General features: G+C 55.3%; 17 protein-coding genes and 1 other annotated feature. Of the genes, 4 read left to right on the top strand and 13 right to left on the bottom strand.

All coding sequences use genetic code 11. From position 1 onward, the window contains the following. Positions 1-22 precede the first annotated feature (22 nt). Positions 23-1,675 carry a bifunctional UDP-sugar hydrolase/5'-nucleotidase UshA gene (gene ushA, locus D9980_RS00470; protein WP_121606070.1) on the bottom strand — a complete coding sequence of 551 codons (1,653 nt, stop codon included), beginning with the start codon at positions 1,673-1,675 and terminating at the stop codon, positions 23-25. 251 nt (positions 1,676-1,926) lie between these two features. Between ushA and D9980_RS00465 the strand changes: the two genes are divergently transcribed. Further along, the gene (locus tag D9980_RS00465) at positions 1,927-3,147 is read left to right on the top strand and encodes an MFS transporter (RefSeq protein ID WP_121606069.1); all 1,221 of its coding nucleotides are present in this window, start codon (positions 1,927-1,929) and stop codon (positions 3,145-3,147) included. 225 nt (positions 3,148-3,372) lie between these two features. Then, positions 3,373-5,064 carry a YbaL family putative K(+) efflux transporter gene (ybaL, locus tag D9980_RS00460; protein WP_024484415.1) on the top strand — a complete coding sequence of 564 codons (1,692 nt, stop codon included), beginning with the start codon at positions 3,373-3,375 and terminating at the stop codon, positions 5,062-5,064. Between the two features lie 50 nt (positions 5,065-5,114). Here ybaL and D9980_RS00455 read toward each other — a convergent pair whose 3' ends face one another. From D9980_RS00455 to D9980_RS00400, 12 genes are all read right to left on the bottom strand, one after another. Further along, on the bottom strand, positions 5,115-6,419 hold the full coding sequence (locus tag D9980_RS00455) for an inosine/guanosine kinase (RefSeq protein ID WP_121606068.1): 1,305 nt from the start codon (positions 6,417-6,419) through the stop codon (positions 5,115-5,117). Positions 6,420-6,588: 169 nt separating this feature from the next. Beyond that, positions 6,589-7,551 (bottom strand): ferrochelatase, encoded by a 963-nt coding sequence (hemH, locus tag D9980_RS00450; protein ID WP_121606067.1) that lies wholly within the window; start codon positions 7,549-7,551, stop codon positions 6,589-6,591. Between the two features lie 127 nt (positions 7,552-7,678). Continuing rightward, a complete protein-coding gene (locus D9980_RS00445; RefSeq protein WP_121606066.1) occupies positions 7,679-8,827 on the bottom strand; it encodes a glycerate kinase in 1,149 nt (382 codons plus the stop codon). A gap of 135 nt (positions 8,828-8,962) precedes the next feature. Further along, positions 8,963-10,096 (bottom strand): sugar diacid recognition domain-containing protein, encoded by a 1,134-nt coding sequence (locus tag D9980_RS00440; protein ID WP_024484411.1) that lies wholly within the window; start codon positions 10,094-10,096, stop codon positions 8,963-8,965. Between the two features lie 112 nt (positions 10,097-10,208). Continuing rightward, positions 10,209-10,853, bottom strand: coding sequence for an adenylate kinase (gene adk, locus D9980_RS00435; protein WP_021805452.1), 645 nt, complete (start codon positions 10,851-10,853; stop codon positions 10,209-10,211). A gap of 247 nt (positions 10,854-11,100) precedes the next feature. Beyond that, the gene (gene htpG, locus D9980_RS00430) at positions 11,101-12,966 is read right to left on the bottom strand and encodes a molecular chaperone HtpG (protein ID WP_037375256.1); all 1,866 of its coding nucleotides are present in this window, start codon (positions 12,964-12,966) and stop codon (positions 11,101-11,103) included. 143 nt (positions 12,967-13,109) lie between these two features. Further along, positions 13,110-13,715 (bottom strand): recombination mediator RecR, encoded by a 606-nt coding sequence (recR, locus tag D9980_RS00425; protein WP_121606065.1) that lies wholly within the window; start codon positions 13,713-13,715, stop codon positions 13,110-13,112. Beyond that, the gene (locus tag D9980_RS00420; RefSeq protein ID WP_021180123.1) at positions 13,715-14,044 is read right to left on the bottom strand and encodes a YbaB/EbfC family nucleoid-associated protein; all 330 of its coding nucleotides are present in this window, start codon (positions 14,042-14,044) and stop codon (positions 13,715-13,717) included. Before D9980_RS00420 ends, recR begins: the two co-directional genes overlap by 1 nt. A 40-nt stretch (positions 14,045-14,084) precedes the next feature. Beyond that, complete coding sequence (dnaX, locus tag D9980_RS00415) at positions 14,085-16,037, bottom strand: DNA polymerase III subunit gamma/tau (protein ID WP_121606064.1); 1,953 nt, start codon at positions 16,035-16,037, stop codon at positions 14,085-14,087. Further along, positions 14,688-14,752, bottom strand: a sequence feature (DnaX frameshifting element). (Overlaps the previous gene by 65 nt.) Positions 16,038-16,362: 325 nt before the next feature. Continuing rightward, positions 16,363-17,313, bottom strand: coding sequence for an Rpn family recombination-promoting nuclease/putative transposase (locus D9980_RS00410; protein WP_121606063.1), 951 nt, complete (start codon positions 17,311-17,313; stop codon positions 16,363-16,365). A gap of 190 nt (positions 17,314-17,503) precedes the next feature. Continuing rightward, positions 17,504-18,055, bottom strand: a complete 552-nt coding sequence (gene apt / locus D9980_RS00405; RefSeq protein WP_021180126.1) for an adenine phosphoribosyltransferase — start codon at positions 18,053-18,055, stop codon at positions 17,504-17,506. 147 nt (positions 18,056-18,202) lie between these two features. Then, positions 18,203-18,583, bottom strand: coding sequence for a DUF454 family protein (locus D9980_RS00400; protein ID WP_059200032.1), 381 nt, complete (start codon positions 18,581-18,583; stop codon positions 18,203-18,205). 147 nt (positions 18,584-18,730) lie between these two features. On the opposite strand from D9980_RS00400, the gene priC reads away from it, so the two are divergent. Both priC and rsmS read left to right on the top strand, forming a co-directional pair. Then, complete coding sequence (gene priC / locus D9980_RS00395) at positions 18,731-19,267, top strand: primosomal replication protein PriC (RefSeq protein WP_024484404.1); 537 nt, start codon at positions 18,731-18,733, stop codon at positions 19,265-19,267. A gap of 132 nt (positions 19,268-19,399) precedes the next feature. Then, complete coding sequence (gene rsmS, locus D9980_RS00390; RefSeq protein WP_121606062.1) at positions 19,400-19,579, top strand: pleiotropic regulatory protein RsmS; 180 nt, start codon at positions 19,400-19,402, stop codon at positions 19,577-19,579. Positions 19,580-19,596 lie beyond the last annotated feature (17 nt).

Raw genomic sequence — 19,596 nt, 5'->3', positions numbered from 1 at the left:
CTCAGCAACGGCCTATGTCACCTTACTTGTAAACGATCTCGCCTTTAGGCTCGTACGCCGCCGCATCCAGCGGTGAGTGCTTCTCGATATACTGCTTGAGCACTTCCGCATCGATAAAGCCGGTATTGACGTAGCTTGGCAGGGTATCAATCTTCGGATAACCGTCGCCGCCCAGGGCGTTGAAGTTCAGCGTCGCCATACGATAGGTCTTGTCTGCCTGCAAAGGTTCGCCCTTGATCTTGACGTCGCTAACACCTTTACCGTCCGCCACCAGGCTGACGTTGGCGAACTGTGCATAGGCACCGGAATCCACCTTCATGTTGGCTACCGCTGCCAGATACGGTTCAACCTCGCTGCCTTTCATATCGACATACACCAGCGTGTTACCAAACGGCTGCACCTTGAGCACGTTTTTATAGGTGATATCACCGGCATCGATCGAGTCACGCACGCCACCACCGCTCATCACGGCGAAGTCTGCGTTGGCACGCTCCATCTGCGCGGCTAGCAGCACGCGCGAAAGGTTGGTCTGCACGAAGCGGACTTTACTGCGATCCCCTTCCAGTTTGCCGTTGACGCTGCCCACCTTCACTTCCAACTGGGCCTTGCCCTTGTCCTGGAACGGCGTCAGCAGCTTCATCATCGACGGATCTTCCTGGATCTGCTGGGTGTAATACACCCGCTCGCTGGTGCCGTCGGCTTTCTCTACCTTTTTCTTCAGGTTGATCGGGATCAGCTGATAATGCATCAGTTTCAGCTCGCCGTTGCGGAACTGGAAGTCGGCACGGCCGACGTATTTACCCCATTCATGAGCCTGGACGATCCAGGTACCGTTTTGGCGATCTGGTGCGCAAGGCGTACCCGGTACGTAATCCACCTGCTTGTGGTTTTCACTCGCCATACAGACCGGATCTTGCGAATGCCCACCGACAATCATATCCAGGTAGCCCGCAGGCAGGCTACGTGCCATCTCTACGTCCCCCGGCGCGTTGGAGCCATGATTACCATCGTCGTAGTGGCCCATGTGGGTGGCAGCGATAATCACGTCCGGCTTTTCATCTTTGCGCAGCTGATCCACCACCTGCTTGGCTTCTTGCGCCGGAACATGGAATTCGATATCGGTAAAGTATTCCGGGTTGCCGATTTTTGCAGTGTCATCGGTGGTCAGGCCGATCACCGCAATCTTCACCCCTTGCTTTTCAAACAGGGCATAAGGCTTGAACAAGCGTTGCTGGGTGCTTTTTTGATAAATGTTGGCGGACAGTAGCGGGAAAGAAGCCCACTTCTCCTGCTGGCGCAACACGCTGAGCGGGTTGTCGAATTCGTGGTTGCCGATCGCCATCGCGTCGTAGCCGATCAGCGTCATGCCACGGAAATCGGGTTCTGCATCCTGCAAATCCGACTCTGGCACGCCGGTATTAATGTCCCCACCGGACAGCAGCAGCACGCTGCCACCTTTCGCCGCCACTTCCTGACGGATGCTGTCCACCAGCGTCTTCTGTGCCCCCAGGCCGTACTCACCATGATCGTTCTGCCAGAAATGGCCGTGATGATCGTTGGTGTGCAGGATGGTGATATCGTAGGTTTTATCCTTTTCCCAGGCACTGACCGTTCCTGAAAACAACGTCAGGGAAACAGCCAACGCACATGCGGTGGTGTGAAGCGAAAAGCGCATGGCAGATCTCCATTGTTAATAATGGGTATTTTTTGATAAGGACGAAATTGTAACGCGAATCGACTGCAACAAATTTCAAATTTTTGGGACATACGTCAAATTATGTCAGAAAGGCACGGCCGGTCAGAATTTTATCGGCGATCTGGATAGCACATAATGATCGAGAGAGAATCAGCTACCCCGTTGTAGGACGAAAGATGAACGTTATAAGATGTCGGCTCTCTCCTCTCACTTACCAGGCTAATAATAATATGACTGACCGTAGTGAAACGGATATTCCACCGGTAACCAGCAGCGCGGCCAAAGGCACGGCGTTCTCCATTCTCGGTGCTATCAGCGTTTCTCACCTGCTCAACGATATGATGCAATCGCTGATCGTGGCGATTTACCCGATTTTGCAAGCCGATTTTAGCCTCAGCTTTGTGCAGATCGGGATGATCACCCTGACCTATCAGCTCACCGCATCGCTGCTACAACCGCTGATTGGTTATTACACCGACAAGCACCCGCAGCCTTATTCGCTACCCATCGGCATGGGATTCACCCTGTCGGGATTGCTGCTGCTTTCGGTGGCCAACACTTTCCCTCTGGTGCTGCTGGCGGCCGCTTTGGTGGGCACCGGTTCCTCCGTATTCCATCCTGAGTCATCCCGCGTGGCGCGCATGGCATCCGGTGGACGGCACGGTTTGGCCCAGTCGCTGTTCCAGGTGGGCGGCAACTTCGGCAGTTCCCTCGGCCCGCTGTTGGCCGCGCTGATTATCGCCCCCTACGGCAAGGGCAATATCGCCTGGTTCTCACTGGCTGCGCTGCTGGCCATTGTGGTCTTGTTGCAGGTCAGTAAATGGTATCAGCAGCAACATCGGGCAGCCCAAGGCAAGCCAAAAGCCGCTTCCTTGGTCAAAACGCTGCCAAAACGTACCGTTGTGTTCTCCTTAGGCATCCTGCTAGTGCTGATATTCTCAAAATACTTCTACTTGGCGAGCATTAGCAGCTATTACACCTTTTATCTCATACATAAGTTTGGCGTTTCGGTGCAGAATGCCCAATTCCATCTGTTTGCCTTCCTGTTTGCCGTTGCAGCAGGAACCATCATTGGCGGGCCTTTGGGTGATAAATTCGGGCGTAAATATGTCATTTGGGGCTCCATCCTGGGTGCTGCCCCCTTTACCCTGGCTTTACCCCATGCTTCTCTCTACTGGACCGGGATTTTGACGGTGATCATCGGGGTTATTCTGGCCTCAGCTTTCTCGGCCATTCTGGTGTATGCGCAAGAGCTGATCCCCGGCAAAGTGGGGATGGTTTCCGGGTTATTCTTCGGTTTTGCTTTCGGTATGGGCGGGTTAGGCGCGGCAGTTCTTGGTTATGTCGCCGATTTGACCAGCATCGAGCTGGTTTATCAAATCTGTGCATTCCTGCCGCTTATCGGCATTATCACCGCATTGCTACCAAATATGGAGCATAACCAGCATTAACCCTGACATTACCCCGGTTTAGCGCAGAAGTTAAACCGGGTTATCTACTCCTAAACCCCATTTAATCCGGCTAATTACGCCATAATTCTCCTTCCTTCTGCCAAAATAGACGAATAGTCTGGTTTTTTACACAAAACCCTAAATTAGCTAAGCAATGAAAGCACAAATGCAATAAACTAAATGTATCCTTTCGTAACATCCGTGAGCACAACCAGAGGAGTATGGATGCATAATTCAACACCCTTGATCACCACTATTGTTGGAGGGTTAGTACTCGCCTTCCTCTTCGGAATGCTGGCAAACCGCCTGCGCATCTCCCCGTTGGTAGGGTATCTGGCCGCAGGCGTACTTGCCGGCCCGTTTACCCCCGGTTTCGTCGCTGATACCTCGTTAGCGCCGGAACTCGCGGAGATTGGGGTGATCCTGCTGATGTTCGGTGTTGGTCTCCATTTCTCGCTTAAAGATCTCCTCGCAGTAAAAAATATCGCTATCCCCGGGGCCATTGCCCAAATCGCCGTCGCGACGGTGTTGGGGATGGGGTTGTCCAAACTGATGGGCTGGGATTTGGTTTCCGGCCTGGTGTTCGGCCTGTGTCTGTCCACCGCCAGTACCGTGGTACTTCTGCGCGCCCTGGAAGAACGGCAACTGATCGACAGCCAACGCGGGCAGATCGCCATCGGCTGGCTGATTGTCGAAGATTTGGCCATGGTGTTGGCCCTGGTGCTGCTGCCAGCATTTGCCAATATGCTCAACAGCGATACCGCCAGCACCACGCAACTGCTCACCGAGTTGGCCATCACCATTGGCAAGGTTATCGCCTTTATCGCGCTGATGATTATCGTTGGCCGCCGAGTAGTGCCTTGGATCCTGGCAAAAACCGCCAGCACCGGCTCACGCGAGCTGTTTACGCTGGCGGTGTTGGCACTGGCGCTAGGTATTGCCTACGGCGCTGTCGGCCTGTTTGACGTCTCATTTGCCCTAGGTGCCTTCTTTGCCGGTATGGTGCTGAACGAATCGGAACTGAGCCACCGGGCGGCGCACGATACGCTGCCGCTGCGTGACGCCTTTGCGGTGCTGTTCTTTGTCTCGGTCGGTATGCTGTTCGATCCGATGATCCTGATCAACCAACCGCTGGCGGTGTTGGCAACGCTGGCGATTATCCTGTTTGGTAAATCGGTGGCGGCCTTCGCGCTAGTCAAAATGTTCGGTCACTCCAAGCGTACCGCGCTGACCATTTCCGCCAGCCTGGCACAGATTGGTGAGTTCGCCTTTATCCTGGCCGGATTGGGGGTCACGCTAGGCATGATGGATCAGCATGGCCGTAATCTGGTGCTGGCCGGGGCGATCCTGTCAATCATGCTCAACCCGCTGCTGTTTACCTTGCTGGAGCGCTATCTGGCCAAGACGGAAACCATCGAGGATCAGATCCTGGAAGAAGCGGTGGAGGAAGAGAAGCAGATCCCGGTCGATATCTGCAATCATGCCGTCGTCGTGGGTTATGGCCGGGTTGGTAGCCTGTTAGGGGCCAAGCTGACCGAAGAAGGCGTCTCGATGGTGGTGATAGAAAACTCTCGCCCACGGGTTGAAGCCCTGCGTGCTCAAGGGATCAAAGCGGTGTTAGGCAACGCGGCTAATCCTGAGATCATGGAGCTGGCAAGGCTCGACTGCGCCCGCTGGCTGCTGCTGACCATTCCCAACGGTTATGAAGCCGGTGAGATCGTGGCCTCGGCCCGCACCAAGCGCCCTACTCTGGAGATTATCGCCCGCGCTCATTACGACGACGAGGTTTCGTATATTTCCGACCGGGGTGCCGATCAGGTGGTGATGGGTGAACGCGAGATCGCCAACAGCATGTTGAATATCCTCAAGCTGGATTCGCTGTCGGACGAAGAGAAGCTGGCCGCCTGCCCAATCTGACGCCATTAAGCCGGTAAGAGCGCTAAAACAGCGCTCTTACCGGTTGTTGGTTACCGTTCCCAGTAAGACTCTTCCAAACTGTCTTCCCGCTCCGGCAGCCCACGGGTCAAACGTGGCGAGTGCTGGTTAAGTACCTGATAGCTAACTCGGTTGGCATATTTGCATACCTGCGCCAAAGACGAATAGGTCAGGTAGCTACGCACATGCTTGCTGGAGTTTGGCACGTTGTTGCGGTGATAGCCGTTAGCAGCAATATCGTGCAGCAGAGCAGACAGCGCACCGTCGCCCGCACCGTTGGTATTCATGATCTTTTCCGGGCCGCCCATATACGGGGCGATATGCGAATAGACCTTGAGCGCGTTTTCGCAGCTTGCACGGCGCATCGCACGGCTGAATTCGAAGCGGTTAAACTCGGCGATATGGCCCGGTAACAGCGGATGCTGGGTCTCACGCTTGTTGGCCTCTTCGGTGTAACCCGCCATATACAGGCCGTTGGGCCCAGCGGTACACAGCACCAAATCTACCCAGTCCAATGCCATCTCTGAGGCCATTAGCGGATCGCTCAACCCAGTGAGTTCCAACGCCTCATCTTCATTCATCGCCAGAATGGAAACATGTTCCCTGAGAAAATCACGCCACCACACCGGGTTATCCGCAATAACGTACTTGGTGCCCAGCGTCAGCACTACCGGTACATCATGCTTTTTGGCAAACGCGATCGCCTGCATGGTGGCTTCCGGCATCGGCTCACCGGGTTTGCAACGCACCAGATAGGAGGTTAGTACCAACGCGGCAGCCCCTGCGATCACCTCTTCAGGAATGCTTTCCGGGCGTAGCTGGTTCATCTGCCCTGGGCTGATGGCAAAGGTGCGTTCGCCGCTCTCGCTAATCAGCGTAAAACAGCGGCCAATGGCCCCATCCACCGCTTGCAGGTAGTTAAGATCGGTACGGCTGGAGGTGTTACACAGATAACGATAGGCATAGCTGCCAATTTTGACGTTGCTGCACATCACGCCGAGCAGCACGGAACGATCGTCCGCCAGTACCGAGTAGTTGTGCAGGGTGTTACCGATAGTGCCACCGGCAAATTGATGAGTGATCAGGTTATTGTCGTTCAGTTCCTGATACAGCACCTCGGCAACATCGTCTTCAATGACCAGCGAATGGCCCAGGCTAAGGCCGTAGCGTTCGACAAACGCGTCATCCACTTTAGCTTCGATATCCACCAGCGTCTGATCGATACCGACGACATAAGAGGTACTGACTTCATTTTCAGGCTGTGTCTGCTGCAATAGCGGATCGCGTGCGTTAACCGGAAAATAATGTTTGGATTTACGTTTACCAGGAAATTTCATGTGATTGGCGGTGAGTTGCGGTGAACAGGCAGGAATGTTAGCACATTCCTGCCCGAGGCTGATGACAAAGTAGCAATGTTACCGAATTTGTAGAGGCACCCGAACTAACGCGTTGATATCTGAACGGGCGCAGCATGCAGCGCCCCTACAGTAGGGATCTGAGCCTGATTTACAGCCGTTGCCCCACCAGCTGTTGCATCATATCGATATGGGCGGCGTCATCATTAAGTGCCGGTATGTATTCAAACTTCTCGCCCCCCGCCTCCAGGAAGATTTCGCGGTTCTGCTCTTTGATCTCCTCCAGCGTTTCCAGGCAATCCGCCGAAAAGCCGGGGCAGATCAGTTGGATATGCTTCACACCTTGCACTGGTAAACTCTTCAGGGTTTCATCGGTGTACGGCGTCAGCCAAGGCTCCCGACCGAAGCGCGATTGATAGGTCATCATCACCCGATCTGGAGCCAGCGGTATGGCCGCCGCCAGCGCGCGGTAGGTATCTTCGCAGCGTTGCGGGTAATCGTCACCCAGAGTGGCGTAGCGTTTGGGAATCCCGTGGAACGACATCACCAGGCGGTCGGGCTTACCGTGTTCGGCGAACGCCCGCTCAACGCTTTGCTGCAAGGCCAGGATATACGCTGGGTGCTCGGCATAGTCACGGATAAAGCCGATAGATGGCAGGCGGCGATAGCCTTTCAGCACCCGTGCAACACCATCCCAGACTGCGGCGCTGGTCGAACACGAGTATTGAGGATACAGCGGCAACACCACCAGATTGGTCACGCCCTGCGCTAATAGGCTGTCGATCGCCTGTGCCAGGCTGGGTGAACCGTAGCTCATGCCCAGTTCCACCGGGGTATTCGGCATACGCGCTGCCAGCTCCCGCTGTTGGCGGCGGCTATAGACCAGCAACGGCGAACCTTCGTCCATCCAGACGGATTGATAAAGTTTTGCCACACGCGGTGAACGGATCGGCAGAATGATGCCGTTAAGAATTGGCCACCAGATCAGCGGCGCAGTGTCGACCACCCGGTTGTCACTGAGAAATTCTTTCAGATAGCGTTTTACCGCCTGCGGGGTAGGTGCCTCTGGCGTACCCAGATTCACCAGCAATACCCCGTGTTTCTCTTGCTTCATTCCGATCCCCTTGTCCTTCCCGGCAAATACCCTGTTATTTCTCAGCGTATTAACAGCCACTCATGCGGCCTATTGTAACGGAAAAGCGCCGGACCGGAACCTATATCAGTAACAGGTAAAACGGGGGTTATTTTTGCGCCAACTGCCAGACGGCAGCCACGTTGCGCGCCGTGACTTCCAGGTTATGGGCCGCGTCCGCCAGCGCCTCTGGCAGCGTCACGATGCGGTCGATCACCGAGAAAGCGGCATCGATGCCGTGTTGATGCACCACCTGATAGTCTTTTGACAGGCTACCGGCAATGGCAATCACCGGTAATTGGTGGCGCTTGGCTACCCGCGCAACGCCGATCGGGGTTTTGCCGTGGATCGACTGGCTGTCGAGCCGCCCTTCGCCAGTGATCACTAAGTCAGCATTACGTACCGCGTCTTCCAGATGCAGCGTTTCGATTACGATTTCGATGCCTGGCCGCAGCTCAGCTGCCAGAAAACCGATCAGTGCCGCTCCCATGCCCCCGGCAGCACCCGAGCCTGGCACCTGCAATACCTTGCGCCCGGTGCTCTGCTCCAGGAGCGTGCCGTAATGGTGCAGCGCCTTGTCCAGTTGCCGCACCTTCTCCGGCGTGGCCCCTTTTTGTGGGCCGAAGATTGCTGAAGCCCCGTGATCGCCACACAGCGGATTATCCACGTCGCAGGCTACCGTGATCTTCACCTGCTGCAAGCGGGGATCCAGTTGGCTGAGATCGATATGCGCCAGTTGCGCCAACGCCGCGCCACCGGGCTGTAATTCTTGATTGTGGTGGTCGAGGAGCTTAGCGCCTAGCGCCTGCATCATGCCCGCCCCACCATCATTGGTTGCGCTGCCGCCGATCCCCAAAATAATCGAGTCTACACCGCGTTGCAGTGCTGCCAGGATCAGCTCACCGGTGCCAAAACTGGTGGTCACTAACGGATCGCGTTCGTCACCCGCCACCAGATGCAGCCCAGACGCGGCCGCCATTTCGATAACTGCGGTTTTCCCTTCCCCGAGCAGACCATAAAATGCTGCTGTAGGTTTACCCTGCGGCCCGCTCACCTGCACATTGATGATTTCCCCACCGGTGGCGGCCACCATCGCATCGACGGTGCCCTCGCCTCCGTCCGCCATGGGCAGCAACACATAGTGCGCCTGCGGATAGATTTGCCGGAAACCACGCTCGATCGCTTCTGCGACACCCTGAGCACTCAGGCTCTCTTTAAAGGAGTCGGGGGCAATTACCACTTTCTGTAGGGTGTTCATCGACAGTGCCTTAATCTTCAGAGGATGCCACTGCATCGGTTAGTGAATACCATACCTTGCCGACAACGGAAATTCTTTAGCGATAGACACAAACAAAAGGGTAAAAAAGAACGTTATTTTGTGCATTCACACAATTCAATCCTGCATCAACATACCGATATACAGTTGCAAGACATCCGCCAATTGATTGATCTTCAGGCCAGTCGTTTTTTCTACGCGCTGTAGGCGGTAACGCAGGGTGTTAACGTGAATATGCAGCTGTGCCGCAGTCTTGGTTTGGTCACAATTCTGATTGAAATAGTGGCGCAGCGTGTTTCTCAGCATCCCTTTTTCATCCTGGGCGCTCAATTGCCGCCAGGGCCGTGAAAGCTCCTGGGCTCGCCAATCCTCCCCTAAATCGCACAGCAGCGAGGGTAGAGGATAGTCATCATAAAACAGCGTATGCTGGACCAGTTTGAGACGGTGCGCCATGGTTTGCACTGCCCTTGCGGTCTGGATAGAGCGGTAGACGCCTTCCTCACCACTGTAAAAGCCACCGACGATCAACCGCAGGCCAAAACGTTGCTGGATCTCATGCTGGAGCTGCTGGGCCAGCTTGCGCTCCTGCTGCACATCCCACACTCCCTGTTTCATACAGGCCGGACGCAAGAGCACCAGTTCATTAAAGCTGGTCATGGTGATAAGCGCCTCACGCTGAGTGATCTCCAGCTCTGCCAGCAAGCCTCTCAGCACCTGCGGCTGCGGTTCATACAGCTCAAGCAGCCAGACAATGCGTGGCTGTTGCAGATCCAGCTCTAAATAGGCCGCCATCGCCTCGCGCGAACCGGGTTCACTGTGCCCTTGCAGCAGTTGGTTGGCCAGCTCTTCCCGGTAACGCTTTTCCCACTGATGTTGATCGAGCATCGCAGCCTGTTCCACCATCAGCTCCGCCGCCATTTTTACCAGTTCGCCATAGGCTCGCACCTGGGCCGGATCGCCGGAAACCCCAATCGCGCCCACCAGTTGATTACGAAAGCTGAACGGCAGATTGATGCCGGGCTGCACGCCCTTCAGATGTTGTGCCGTGGCCTCATCTATCTCCACCACCCGGTTTTCGGTCAGGGCCAATACCGCCCCTTCGTGGCGCTGATACAGGCGCGAGGCGTTGCCGGAAGCAATGATGACGCCGTTGCTGTCCATCACGTTGACCGAATGGTGAATGATGCTCATCGCACGTTGCACGATCTGGCGCGCGGTCGCTTCTTGCAAAAAATTTGTCTGCCTGGGCATGCGGCTCTTCCTGTCGAGCGAAACGGTGGCACCTGTAAGCTATCATGAAGCGGCAAAAAAAAACGCCGGGCAGCAACAGCAAGCCCAGCGTTTTCTACAGCCTTGACACCGATTAGCCCAGAATGGCCGCCAGCTCAGCGCTCACTTCCGTCACCTTACGGGTGCCATCGATCTTGTGGTAAGACGTATTACCCGCCTCGGCTTCTTTATGATAGTAAGACACCAGCGGCGCGGTCATCTGATGGTATTCCACCAGGCGCTTACGCACGGTCTCTTCCTGATCGTCTTTACGGGTGGTCAGCTCTTCGCCGGTGGCGTCGTCTTTCCCTTCCACCTTCGGCGGATTGAATTTGATGTGGTACACGCGGCCAGATGGCGCATGCACGCGGCGGCCAACGATACGATCGACGATCAGTTCGTCCGGCACGTCGAACTCCAGCACGTAATCCACTTTAATGCCGGCTTCTTTCATCGCATCGGCCTGTGGAATGGTGCGTGGGAAACCGTCCAGCAGGAAACCGTTACGGCAGTCTTCCTGGGTAATACGCTCTTTGACCAGCGCAATAACCAGCTCATCGGTCACCAGCTTGCCGGCGTCCATGATTTCTTTCGCCTTTTTGCCCAGCTCAGAACCGGCCTTAACGGCTGCGCGCAACATATCGCCCGTGGAGATTTGCGGAATGCCGTATTTCTCCATGATGAATTGAGCCTGAGTGCCTTTACCAGCGCCTGGAGCGCCCAGCAGAATGATACGCATTGCGTAAATCCCCTTGCTATGTATTTCCCTTCATTCTTCGGGCCGCGGCCGGAAGTCTATCGGGTTTGAGTTTTTATTAAATTTCGAAAACACTCAACCTTACCATTTCTGAGGGGGGTGGCTCAAGGTAGCGAGAGGAAATCGGTTGCGGAAAGATCGGGCTGAAACGAGGCAAGCAGGAGAAAAATTTGACGGGAATAGAAGAGATTACGCCCCAAACCCTAGGGTCTGGGGCGTATTTTGCTGATTAAGCGGACAACAGCTTATTCATGCGGCGGATAAACTGGTTTGGATCTTCCAGCGTCCCACGCTCTGCCAGCAGGGCCTGATCCAACAGCAGATCGATCCATTCGGCAAATTGTTCGTTATCGCCCACATCGGATGCGCGTTTGACCAACGCATGCTCTGGGTTCAGCTCGAAGATATACTTCACTTCTGGCGCAGCTTGCCCCGCAGCGGCAAACAGTTTGGCCATCTGGGTGCTCATCTCGTCGGCATCGGTGGTGACGATGGCCGGAGTATCCGTCAGGCGGTGCGTCAGACGCACGTCCTTCACGCGCTCACCCAACAGCGTCTTGACCCGCTCGATAAACGGCTCCAGCTGCTTCTCGGCTTCTTTCTGCTCTTCGGTTTCATCCGCCAGTTTATCCAGCGCTTCATCCGCTTTGCTGACCGACTGGAACACCTTACCGTCAAACTCGGTCAGGTAGCTCATCATCCACTCGTCGATACGGTCAGACAGCAGCAGGACTTCGATGCCTTTCTTGCGGAACAGCTCCAGGTGCGGGCTGCTCTTGGCGGCGGCATAACTGTCGGCGGTGATGTAGTAAATCTTGTCCTGGCCTTCGGTCATGCGGCCAACGTACTCTTCCAGCGAGACGGTTTGCGCCGAGCTGTCATTGTGCGTAGAAGCAAAGCGCAGCAGTTTGGCGATGGCCTCTTTGTTGCCGCCGTCCTCCGCTGGGCCTTCTTTCAGTACCATACCGAATTGCTGCCAGAACTTCTGGTAGGCTTCCGCGTCGTCTTTCGCCAGCTTGTCCAACATCTGCAACACGCGTTTGGTCAGCGCGCCACGCAGGTTCTGGGTAACACGGCTGTCCTGCAGGATTTCACGCGAAACGTTCAGTGGCAGATCGTTGGAATCGATCAGGCCGCGAACAAAGCGCAGGTAGTTCGGCATGAACTGCTCGGCGTCATCCATGATAAACACGCGCTGAACGTATAGCTTCAGGCCGTGTTTGTGATCGCGATTCCACATATCCCACGGCGCCTGGGCCGGGATGTACAGCAGGCTGGTGTACTCCTGCTTACCTTCCACCCGGTTGTGGCTCCAGCTCAGCGGATCGGTAAAGTCATGGGCAATGTGCTTGTAGAACTCTTTGTACTCTTCTTCGGTCACGTCAGCTTTGCTGCGAGTCCACAACGCTTGCGCCTTGTTGATTTTCTCCCAGGTGACGGTGCCGTCTTCTTCATTCTTGGTTTCGATCTCTACCGGCAGCGCAATGTGATCGGAATATTTGCCAATCACCGAGCGCAGACGCCAGCCGTCGAGGTATTCGTCTTCGCCTTCACGCAGGTGCAGGGTAATTTCGCTGCCGCGATCGGCCTTGCTGATATCGGCGATGGTGTAATCACCTTCACCGGCAGACTCCCAGTACACCCCTTGATCTTCCGCAGCACCTGCCGCGCGGGTACGTACAGTGACTTTGTCCGCCACGATGAACGCCGAGTAGAAGCCCACGCCGAACTGACCGATCAGTTGGCTGTCTTTCGCCTGGTCGGAGCCGATAGACTCCAGGAAGGCCTTGGTACCAGACTTGGCAATCGTCCCCAGGTTTTCGATCACTTCTTCGCGGCTCATACCGATGCCGTTATCGGCAATCGTCAGGGTACGCTTCTCTTTATCGAAGGACAGACGCACACGCAGCTCGCCATCACCTTCATACAGTTCCGGTTTGGAAAGCGCGCGGAAACGCAGCTTGTCCGCCGCATCGGAGGCGTTGGAGATCAGCTCACGCAGGAAGATTTCTTTATTGGAGTACAGCGAATGGATCATCAAATGAAGCAGTTGTTTGACTTCAGACTGGAACCCACGGGTTTCTTGACCTTTCATACTCATTGATTACCTCAAAGACAGTAATGACCAAATCATGCAATGAGGATCAGATGGGGTTAACTCTGTGGTTTTTCAAGCGGCTGGCGGAGAATTTTTTGTCAACTGAATGACGGGGCAGAGGGCTGCCCCGTACAGAATCATCAGAATTTGATCGCGTGGCGTCCGGCCAGGGAGTGTGACAGCGTGGTGCCGTCCACCATTTCCAGTTCACCACCTACCGGAACTCCGTGGGCAATGCGGCTGGCAAGCACGCCATACTGGCCACACATCTCGGCGATGTAGTTGGCCGTGGCGTCCCCTTCCACCGTCGGGTTGGTGGCCAGGATCACTTCGGTGATGGTTTCCTTCTCCAGCCGTTGCTCCAGCCGATCCAGGCCGATATCGCCAGGGCCGATGCCGTCTAACGGTGACAGATGGCCCATCAGCACAAAGTAGCGCCCGGCAAACTGGCCGGTCTGCTCGATGGCGTGAATATCCGCCGGGCTCTCCACTACGCAAATCTGGCCGTTTTGCTGGCGGCGCACATTACTGCAGATGGTGCAGGTATCCTGCTCGGTGAAGGTACGGCAATCGGCACAATGGCCGATCTCCGACATGGCACGGGTCAGCGCCTGTGCCAGCCGCATCCCGCCGCTGCGATCGCGCTGCAGCAGTTGGAACGCCATACGCTGCGCCGACTTCGGGCCAACGCCCGGCAGGCAGCGCAGTGCCTCCATCAATGATTCAAGGAGCGGGCTGGTTTGCATCAGAACGGCATCTTAAAGCCTGGCGGCAACTGCATCCCGCTGGAAACCGACGCCATCTTCTCTTTCTGGGTTTCTTCGATGCGACGTGCTGCGTCATTGAAAGCGGCAGCGATCAGATCTTCCAGCATCTCTTTGTCGTCTTCCATCAGGCTTGGATCGATTTCTACCCGGCGGCAGTTATGCGCACCGTTGATGGTCACTTTCACCAGGCCTGCGCCGGATTCACCAGTCACTTCCAATTTGGCAATTTCTTCCTGCATCTGCTGCATCTTTTCTTGCATTTGCTGGGCTTGCTTCATCAGGTTACCCATACCGCCTTTACCAAACATAGTCGTCTCTCATAGCATTGGCCGCGCACCGTGCGCCGCGTTAAATAGGGCGAATACTCTCTTCATCCAGATCTGCATCGAAGAACCGACGCAGGGTCTGGATATTGGTATCCGCAACGATGGACTGGCGAGCCTGCGCCAGTTTTTCTTCATAAATGGCTTGCCGCCACTCCAGCGGAGTCCGCTCCGCCGGATTATCGTCTTCCACCACGCTGAGTTCAACCGTGCGGCCATGTAACTCACTGAGTGCCTGCGCCAGCGTCTTCTGCGCCGAAGGCGAATTCAGATGACGCTGCGAAGACCGCAGGTGGAGACAAATGCTGTCCGGTGCCAGCTGCTGCTTAAAGGCGTTTAACGCCAGTTGCTGCACCAGTTTCGGTATTTTTAGCTGGTCGATCTCTGCCGCCCAAGGATCGCGCTCGATGGACTCAACCACCAGTTTAGCCGACAGCTCAGGCGTTTTTTCATGTTCGAGCGCCGTACGCAACGCTTTTGGCGTGGCCAGCGGTTCCGGCGCGGCTTCAGGTTCGGTAAGCGCGCGCCAGCGATAGGCCTCCGGCTTGGCCGGTTTCTCCGTCACGATCTTTTCGGCCTGACGCTTCTGGCTGCGTTCGGTTACCGAGGCTAAACGCTCTAGTGCCGAGTTAGCCGGCCGCGCTATTCCTGGCGCCGCCGGCTCATTCTTTTTTGCGGTGGATGCCCCCTGTTGCCGCAGCAACTGGGTTCGCGCTTTAAGTAATTGCGCGGTAGCATCCGGTAAATTGGTTGGTTGAGTATTCTGCGGCGGCGCAGCCTGCCCTAAGGGAGGTGGGGCATCCGGATAGGGTGAAGGTGGCGCAACGGCCATATTCCCCTGTGGCTGTGCGGGCGCGATCTGCACCATGGCCACCGGCTCTGGGATCACCGCTTTGGGGTGAAACGCCAGCGCGCGCAGCAGGGTCATCTCAACGCCCATACGGCGATCCGGCGCATAGGCCAGCTCTTTGCGGCCAACCAGCAAGGTTTGATAATAAAGCTGTACGTCCGTTGGCGGCAGGGTGCGCGCCAGCTCACGTAACCGCTGCTCAATGGCAGCGTAATGGTTATCCAGCACCGCGGGTAGCAGTTGTACCATCGCAATGCGGTGCAGCAGCGCCAGCGTTTCCACCAGCAGGTTTTCCCAATCCACGCCGCGTGACGCCGCCTGGGCGACCTGCGCCATTACTTTTTCACCGTCGGCACTCACCAGGGCTTCCAGGATGGCCAGCGGCTGCTCATCATCCAACGTTCCCAGCATCTGGCTGACGGTGTCGGTCGTCACCTGCCCTTGCCCCATGGCAATCGCCTGGTCGGTCAGGCTGAGGGCATCACGCATACTGCCATCGGCGGCGCGCGCCAGCAGTTGCAACGCGCGGGCATCGCTGGTGATGTGCTCTGCCAGCAAGACGGTTTCCAACTGCGTGCGGATCTGTTCCACGTCCATTGCTTTAAGATGGAATTGCAGGCAGCGGGAAAGAATAGTGACCGGCAGCTTCTGCGGATCGGTGGTCGCCAGCAGGAACTTGACGTGTGCAGGCGGCTCTTCCAGCGTTTTCAGCAACGCATTGAAGCTGTGGCGCGAGAGCATGTGGACTTCATCGATCAGGTAAACCTTGAAACGGCCACGCGCCGGGGCGTATTGCACGTTATCGAGCAGATCGCGAGTATCTTCCACTTTGGTTCTGGAGGCGGCATCGATCTCGATCAGATCGACAAAGCGCCCCTGCTCAATCTCACGGCAGTTATCACATTGGCCACAGGGCGTCGCGGTGATGCCTGTTTCGCAGTTCAAACCTTTGGCCAGCAGCCGCGCAATGGTGGTTTTACCCACGCCGCGCGTGCCGGAGAACAGATAGGCGTGATGGATCCGCCCCAGAGAGAGGCCATTAGCCAGCGCCGTCAGGACATGCTCTTGTCCGACAACCTCTGCAAACGTTTGGGGGCGCCACTTACGGGCAAGAACCTGATAGCTCATTAAGACTTCATCACTGATTTATGGAGTAATTTCAACCCAAGTAGTACATCACAACGTCGAGGACATTGCCATGTGAGCAGCCTGCTGGGTACCGAGGTTGAACCGATACCCTTTATCGTCCGATGGACACTCACACTTTAGTGTAACAGTACGCCCGCCGTCATTCCTATAACTTTGCATCATGCCTGCCAGACGCGAGCTTGGTGGCCAGTCAATGACAGGAAAACACCTTGGCGAAGGTTAACCACCTGAAAGAATTTATACTGTGTTTGACAGGGAAGAGCTATCGAGTTGAAACGGCCAACGAACGCCAGCCGTTAAAGTTTTAGTGACGAATCTGGGCCAGCTCGTCTTCGGTCAAACCCGTTGCCTCAAGCACGGCCTCACGAGCCATGCCCATTTTGAGTAGGCTACGAGCGACGTCCAGCTTACCTAGCAGAACACCTTCTTCGCGGCCTTCTTCACGTCCTTCTTCAAGCCCAGCAATTCGGCCCTCTTCTCGACCTGCAATTCTGCCTTTCTGCTCCAGCTGTTGTGCGATAGTCATTAGTTCGTCTCCGTGTTCGGGCACTCGTTGTGCCAGCTCGCGTACAAAGGCTTCGGCGTCAGCGGTTTCGCCAGCCTGTACTAAATAGTGTACCAACGATATCACCTGTTGCGAAGAAAGATATCCCGCCAGCAGGATGGTCGCTAGCCGGTCGGTCAGTTCTGTGATGTCGCGTTGGTGGATATGTTTCTGCAACAGCGTCAGTGCGGCCATGCTGCGGTGATTCATAATTTCATCATCGGGAATAACGGTGACATCCACCACAGGAAAATCAGCACCGTAGAGTTTTTTCGCCAGCTCAGGAGCGTCAAACTCCTGCAACCAATTGGTTGAATACGGGTACGGGCTACGTTTGCCAGCGTAGAACAGTATAGGAATAACCAGTGGTAGCTTTTTGTGCCCGGCCACAAGATGACGCTGCATGGCGGCGATGGCATAACGCAGCAGCCTGAAGGCCATATGTTGATCTGGCGTTGACTGATGTTCGATAAGTACATGAATGTACCCATAACCCGCCGTCGTTTTCAGGCTATAGAGAACATCACTGAAATACTGTCGTAGATCGTCCTCAACAAAAGAACCGGATTCAAGCTTCAGAGTGCTGAGGTCGCAAATCTTACGTAGTTCTGCTGGCAGATGGATTTCGAGGAAATCCTGTGCTGTCCCTGGGTGCATTAGAAACTGTTTGAATACCGCATCGTGTAAATTGAGTTTGCTGTTTTTTTTCATAATCGCTCGCTTTTCAACCAAACCTGAATGAACCTTATCATATGAAGCCGCAGGTTAAAATGTTGTCGCGAGCCAAAATATTGGCGTTTTCAGTAAGGAAATTATGAGGATAGAAGGCAGTAGAGCGCGCGGGGATGTGTCTGTTATACGTCAACCCCGCAGCGAACCGCGGGGTTGTCTATCGAAGGTATCAATGCCCGGCGAAGTCGAGCAGGCAGTAGCAATTAATACCCAGATTATTCAGGCGCGTTTCGCCCCCGAGGTCCGGCAGATTGATAATAAATGCCGCGTCGGTCACTTCACCACCCAAACGGCGGATCAGCGTGGCGGTGGCTTCGATCGTGCCACCGGTGGCCAGCAGATCGTCAACGACCAGTACTTTGTCGCCAGCAACGATGGCATCGGTGTGAATTTCCAGCTTGTCGGTGCCGTATTCCAGCTCATAGCTTTCGCTCAGCGTTGCACGCGGCAATTTGCCCGGTTTGCGTACCGGCACAAAGCCAACGCCCAGCGCCAACGCTACCGGTGCGCCGAACAGGAAACCACGCGCTTCAGTACCCACCACCTTGGTGACGCCCGTATCGCGGTAACGTTCGACCAGCAGTTCAATACTGGAAGCATACGCCAGCGGGTTTTCCAACAGGCTGGTCACATCACGGAACAGAATACCCGGCTTCGGGTAGTCGGGAATGGTTTTGATACTGTCTCTAATATACTGAAGCTGTTGCGCAGTCGCGGTCATAGTTATTGCCTGATAAAACTTCCTGGTAACTTCCACACAGGCCATCAACTGCCACGCCTTGAACAAAAAAACGGCGGGAGGAAACCTGCGCACGAAAACGCCCAAATCTATGCAAAAAGGCGGATAAATGCAACTGACGCCGCACGATCAGCGCTGTTTTTGTTGCGGCAGGTCAATAACTGGCAGCCGGAGCATAAAGGTCAGCAAAATAACCAGGATCGCCAGCAGTACACCTCGCACCCACCAAAGGTTCACCAACCAGAGGGAAGCGGCAAAAGTCAGTACAATAACCAGCACCGCTTTCCACTTGGCTCCGGGCGGTAACGCCTTATGCTGTTGCCAATGGCGCAAATAAGAACCGAACCAGGAGCGATACAGCAACCAATGATGAAAACGCGGTGAAGAACGTGCAAAGCACCAGGCAGCCAGCAACAGAAATGGGGTCGTTGGCAGCAGTGGCAGCACCACGCCCAACGTTGCCAGCACCACGGCTAACCAACCCAGTATAATCAACAACCAACGAGTCATGCCTGTCCTTACCTATCATGATGGCCCGTTTACTGTAGCATCCTTGGCCATAATGCTGCCAGTTGGCGGCTTTATCCATCCGGAGCTTGTCTGATCGCCCTTTCACGGGCAAGCTTAGGCACTTACTGCCTTATCGAAGGATCTCACGTGACTACGCACCGCTTATTACAGGCGCTTGAACAACAGATCGCCGCCCTGGCCAGCGAAATCCAACCGCGAGGTGATACCCCTATCTCGCAGGCGCGGTTTGACGTTGCCCTGTTCTCCAACCACGGCACGCGGTTACGAGATTATCTGGCCGAGATACAAAAGAACTTTGCCCAGCTACAAACGGCGGTAAAAGACAACCGTACCGCTCACGTCGCCTTTCTGGCAGAAAAGCTGGTGGCACAGCTCACCGCGTTACAGCGCGAGATGGCGACCCAGACAATACGGCGTAAAAATCAGCCAAAGGAAGTGGCGGTGGTCGATTTGTACCATAAGCTCGCCGAACATCAGGACTATGAGCGCCGCCTGATAGCCATGATCCAGGACCGTGAAAGTCTGTTAGGGCAACAGACCACCTTCGCCGCGCAGAAGAAATTACAACAAGAACTGGCCGCATTCGAGGGCAGATTAGTGCGTTGTCGGCAAGCGTTGGCGCGCATAGAGCGTAGTATTGAGAGAAAAGAAAACGGTTTTTGAATATTTGTCACATTATTTTAATGATTATTCCCCTCCCCGCGCCAGGTTCACTATACTCAGCCAAAGCACAATCTCGTCTCTCCCGCGTTTAAAACACGGGAAGAACCCTTTACTAACACAAACGTTGGACTTATGTCGCTAGAGAATGCCACCCCAGAATTACAACTGGCGGTAGACTTGATTTACCTGCTGGAATGCAACGAGATCGATCCGGCAACGGCGCTGGCCGCGCTGGATATCGTCAGAAAAGACTATCAGGAAAAGATGCAGCGTGCGGGCATCACCTCACCGTATTTGCCCGCGGGCCAATGATCTTGGCCCGCTAGCGT

It is taken from the genome of Serratia sp. 3ACOL1, from assembly GCF_003668775.1.
GTDB classification, from domain to species: Bacteria; Pseudomonadota; Gammaproteobacteria; order Enterobacterales; family Enterobacteriaceae; genus Chania; species Chania fonticola.
The sequence above is the reverse complement of the archived record's forward strand: the minus strand, read 5'-3'. Positions and strand labels throughout refer to the sequence as shown.

Excerpts from the sequence above, each read along its gene's own strand:
- ushA (WP_121606070.1), bottom strand. The coding sequence starts at position 1,675 with ATGCGCTTTTCGCTTCACACCACCGCATGTGCGTTGGCTGTTTCCCTG.
- D9980_RS00465 (WP_121606069.1), top strand. The coding sequence starts at position 1,927 with ATGACTGACCGTAGTGAAACGGATATTCCACCGGTAACCAGCAGCGCG.
- ybaL (WP_024484415.1), top strand. The coding sequence starts at position 3,373 with ATGCATAATTCAACACCCTTGATCACCACTATTGTTGGAGGGTTAGTA.
- D9980_RS00455 (WP_121606068.1), bottom strand. The coding sequence starts at position 6,419 with ATGAAATTTCCTGGTAAACGTAAATCCAAACATTATTTTCCGGTTAAC.
- hemH (WP_121606067.1), bottom strand. The coding sequence starts at position 7,551 with ATGAAGCAAGAGAAACACGGGGTATTGCTGGTGAATCTGGGTACGCCA.
- D9980_RS00445 (WP_121606066.1), bottom strand. The coding sequence starts at position 8,827 with ATGAACACCCTACAGAAAGTGGTAATTGCCCCCGACTCCTTTAAAGAG.
- D9980_RS00440 (WP_024484411.1), bottom strand. The coding sequence starts at position 10,096 with ATGCCCAGGCAGACAAATTTTTTGCAAGAAGCGACCGCGCGCCAGATC.
- adk (WP_021805452.1), bottom strand. The coding sequence starts at position 10,853 with ATGCGTATCATTCTGCTGGGCGCTCCAGGCGCTGGTAAAGGCACTCAG.
- htpG (WP_037375256.1), bottom strand. The coding sequence starts at position 12,966 with ATGAAAGGTCAAGAAACCCGTGGGTTCCAGTCTGAAGTCAAACAACTG.
- recR (WP_121606065.1), bottom strand. The coding sequence starts at position 13,715 with ATGCAAACCAGCCCGCTCCTTGAATCATTGATGGAGGCACTGCGCTGC.
- D9980_RS00420 (WP_021180123.1), bottom strand. The coding sequence starts at position 14,044 with ATGTTTGGTAAAGGCGGTATGGGTAACCTGATGAAGCAAGCCCAGCAA.
- dnaX (WP_121606064.1), bottom strand. The coding sequence starts at position 16,037 with ATGAGCTATCAGGTTCTTGCCCGTAAGTGGCGCCCCCAAACGTTTGCA.
- D9980_RS00410 (WP_121606063.1), bottom strand. The coding sequence starts at position 17,313 with ATGAAAAAAAACAGCAAACTCAATTTACACGATGCGGTATTCAAACAG.
- apt (WP_021180126.1), bottom strand. The coding sequence starts at position 18,055 with ATGACCGCGACTGCGCAACAGCTTCAGTATATTAGAGACAGTATCAAA.
- D9980_RS00400 (WP_059200032.1), bottom strand. The coding sequence starts at position 18,583 with ATGACTCGTTGGTTGTTGATTATACTGGGTTGGTTAGCCGTGGTGCTG.
- rsmS (WP_121606062.1), top strand. The coding sequence starts at position 19,400 with ATGTCGCTAGAGAATGCCACCCCAGAATTACAACTGGCGGTAGACTTG.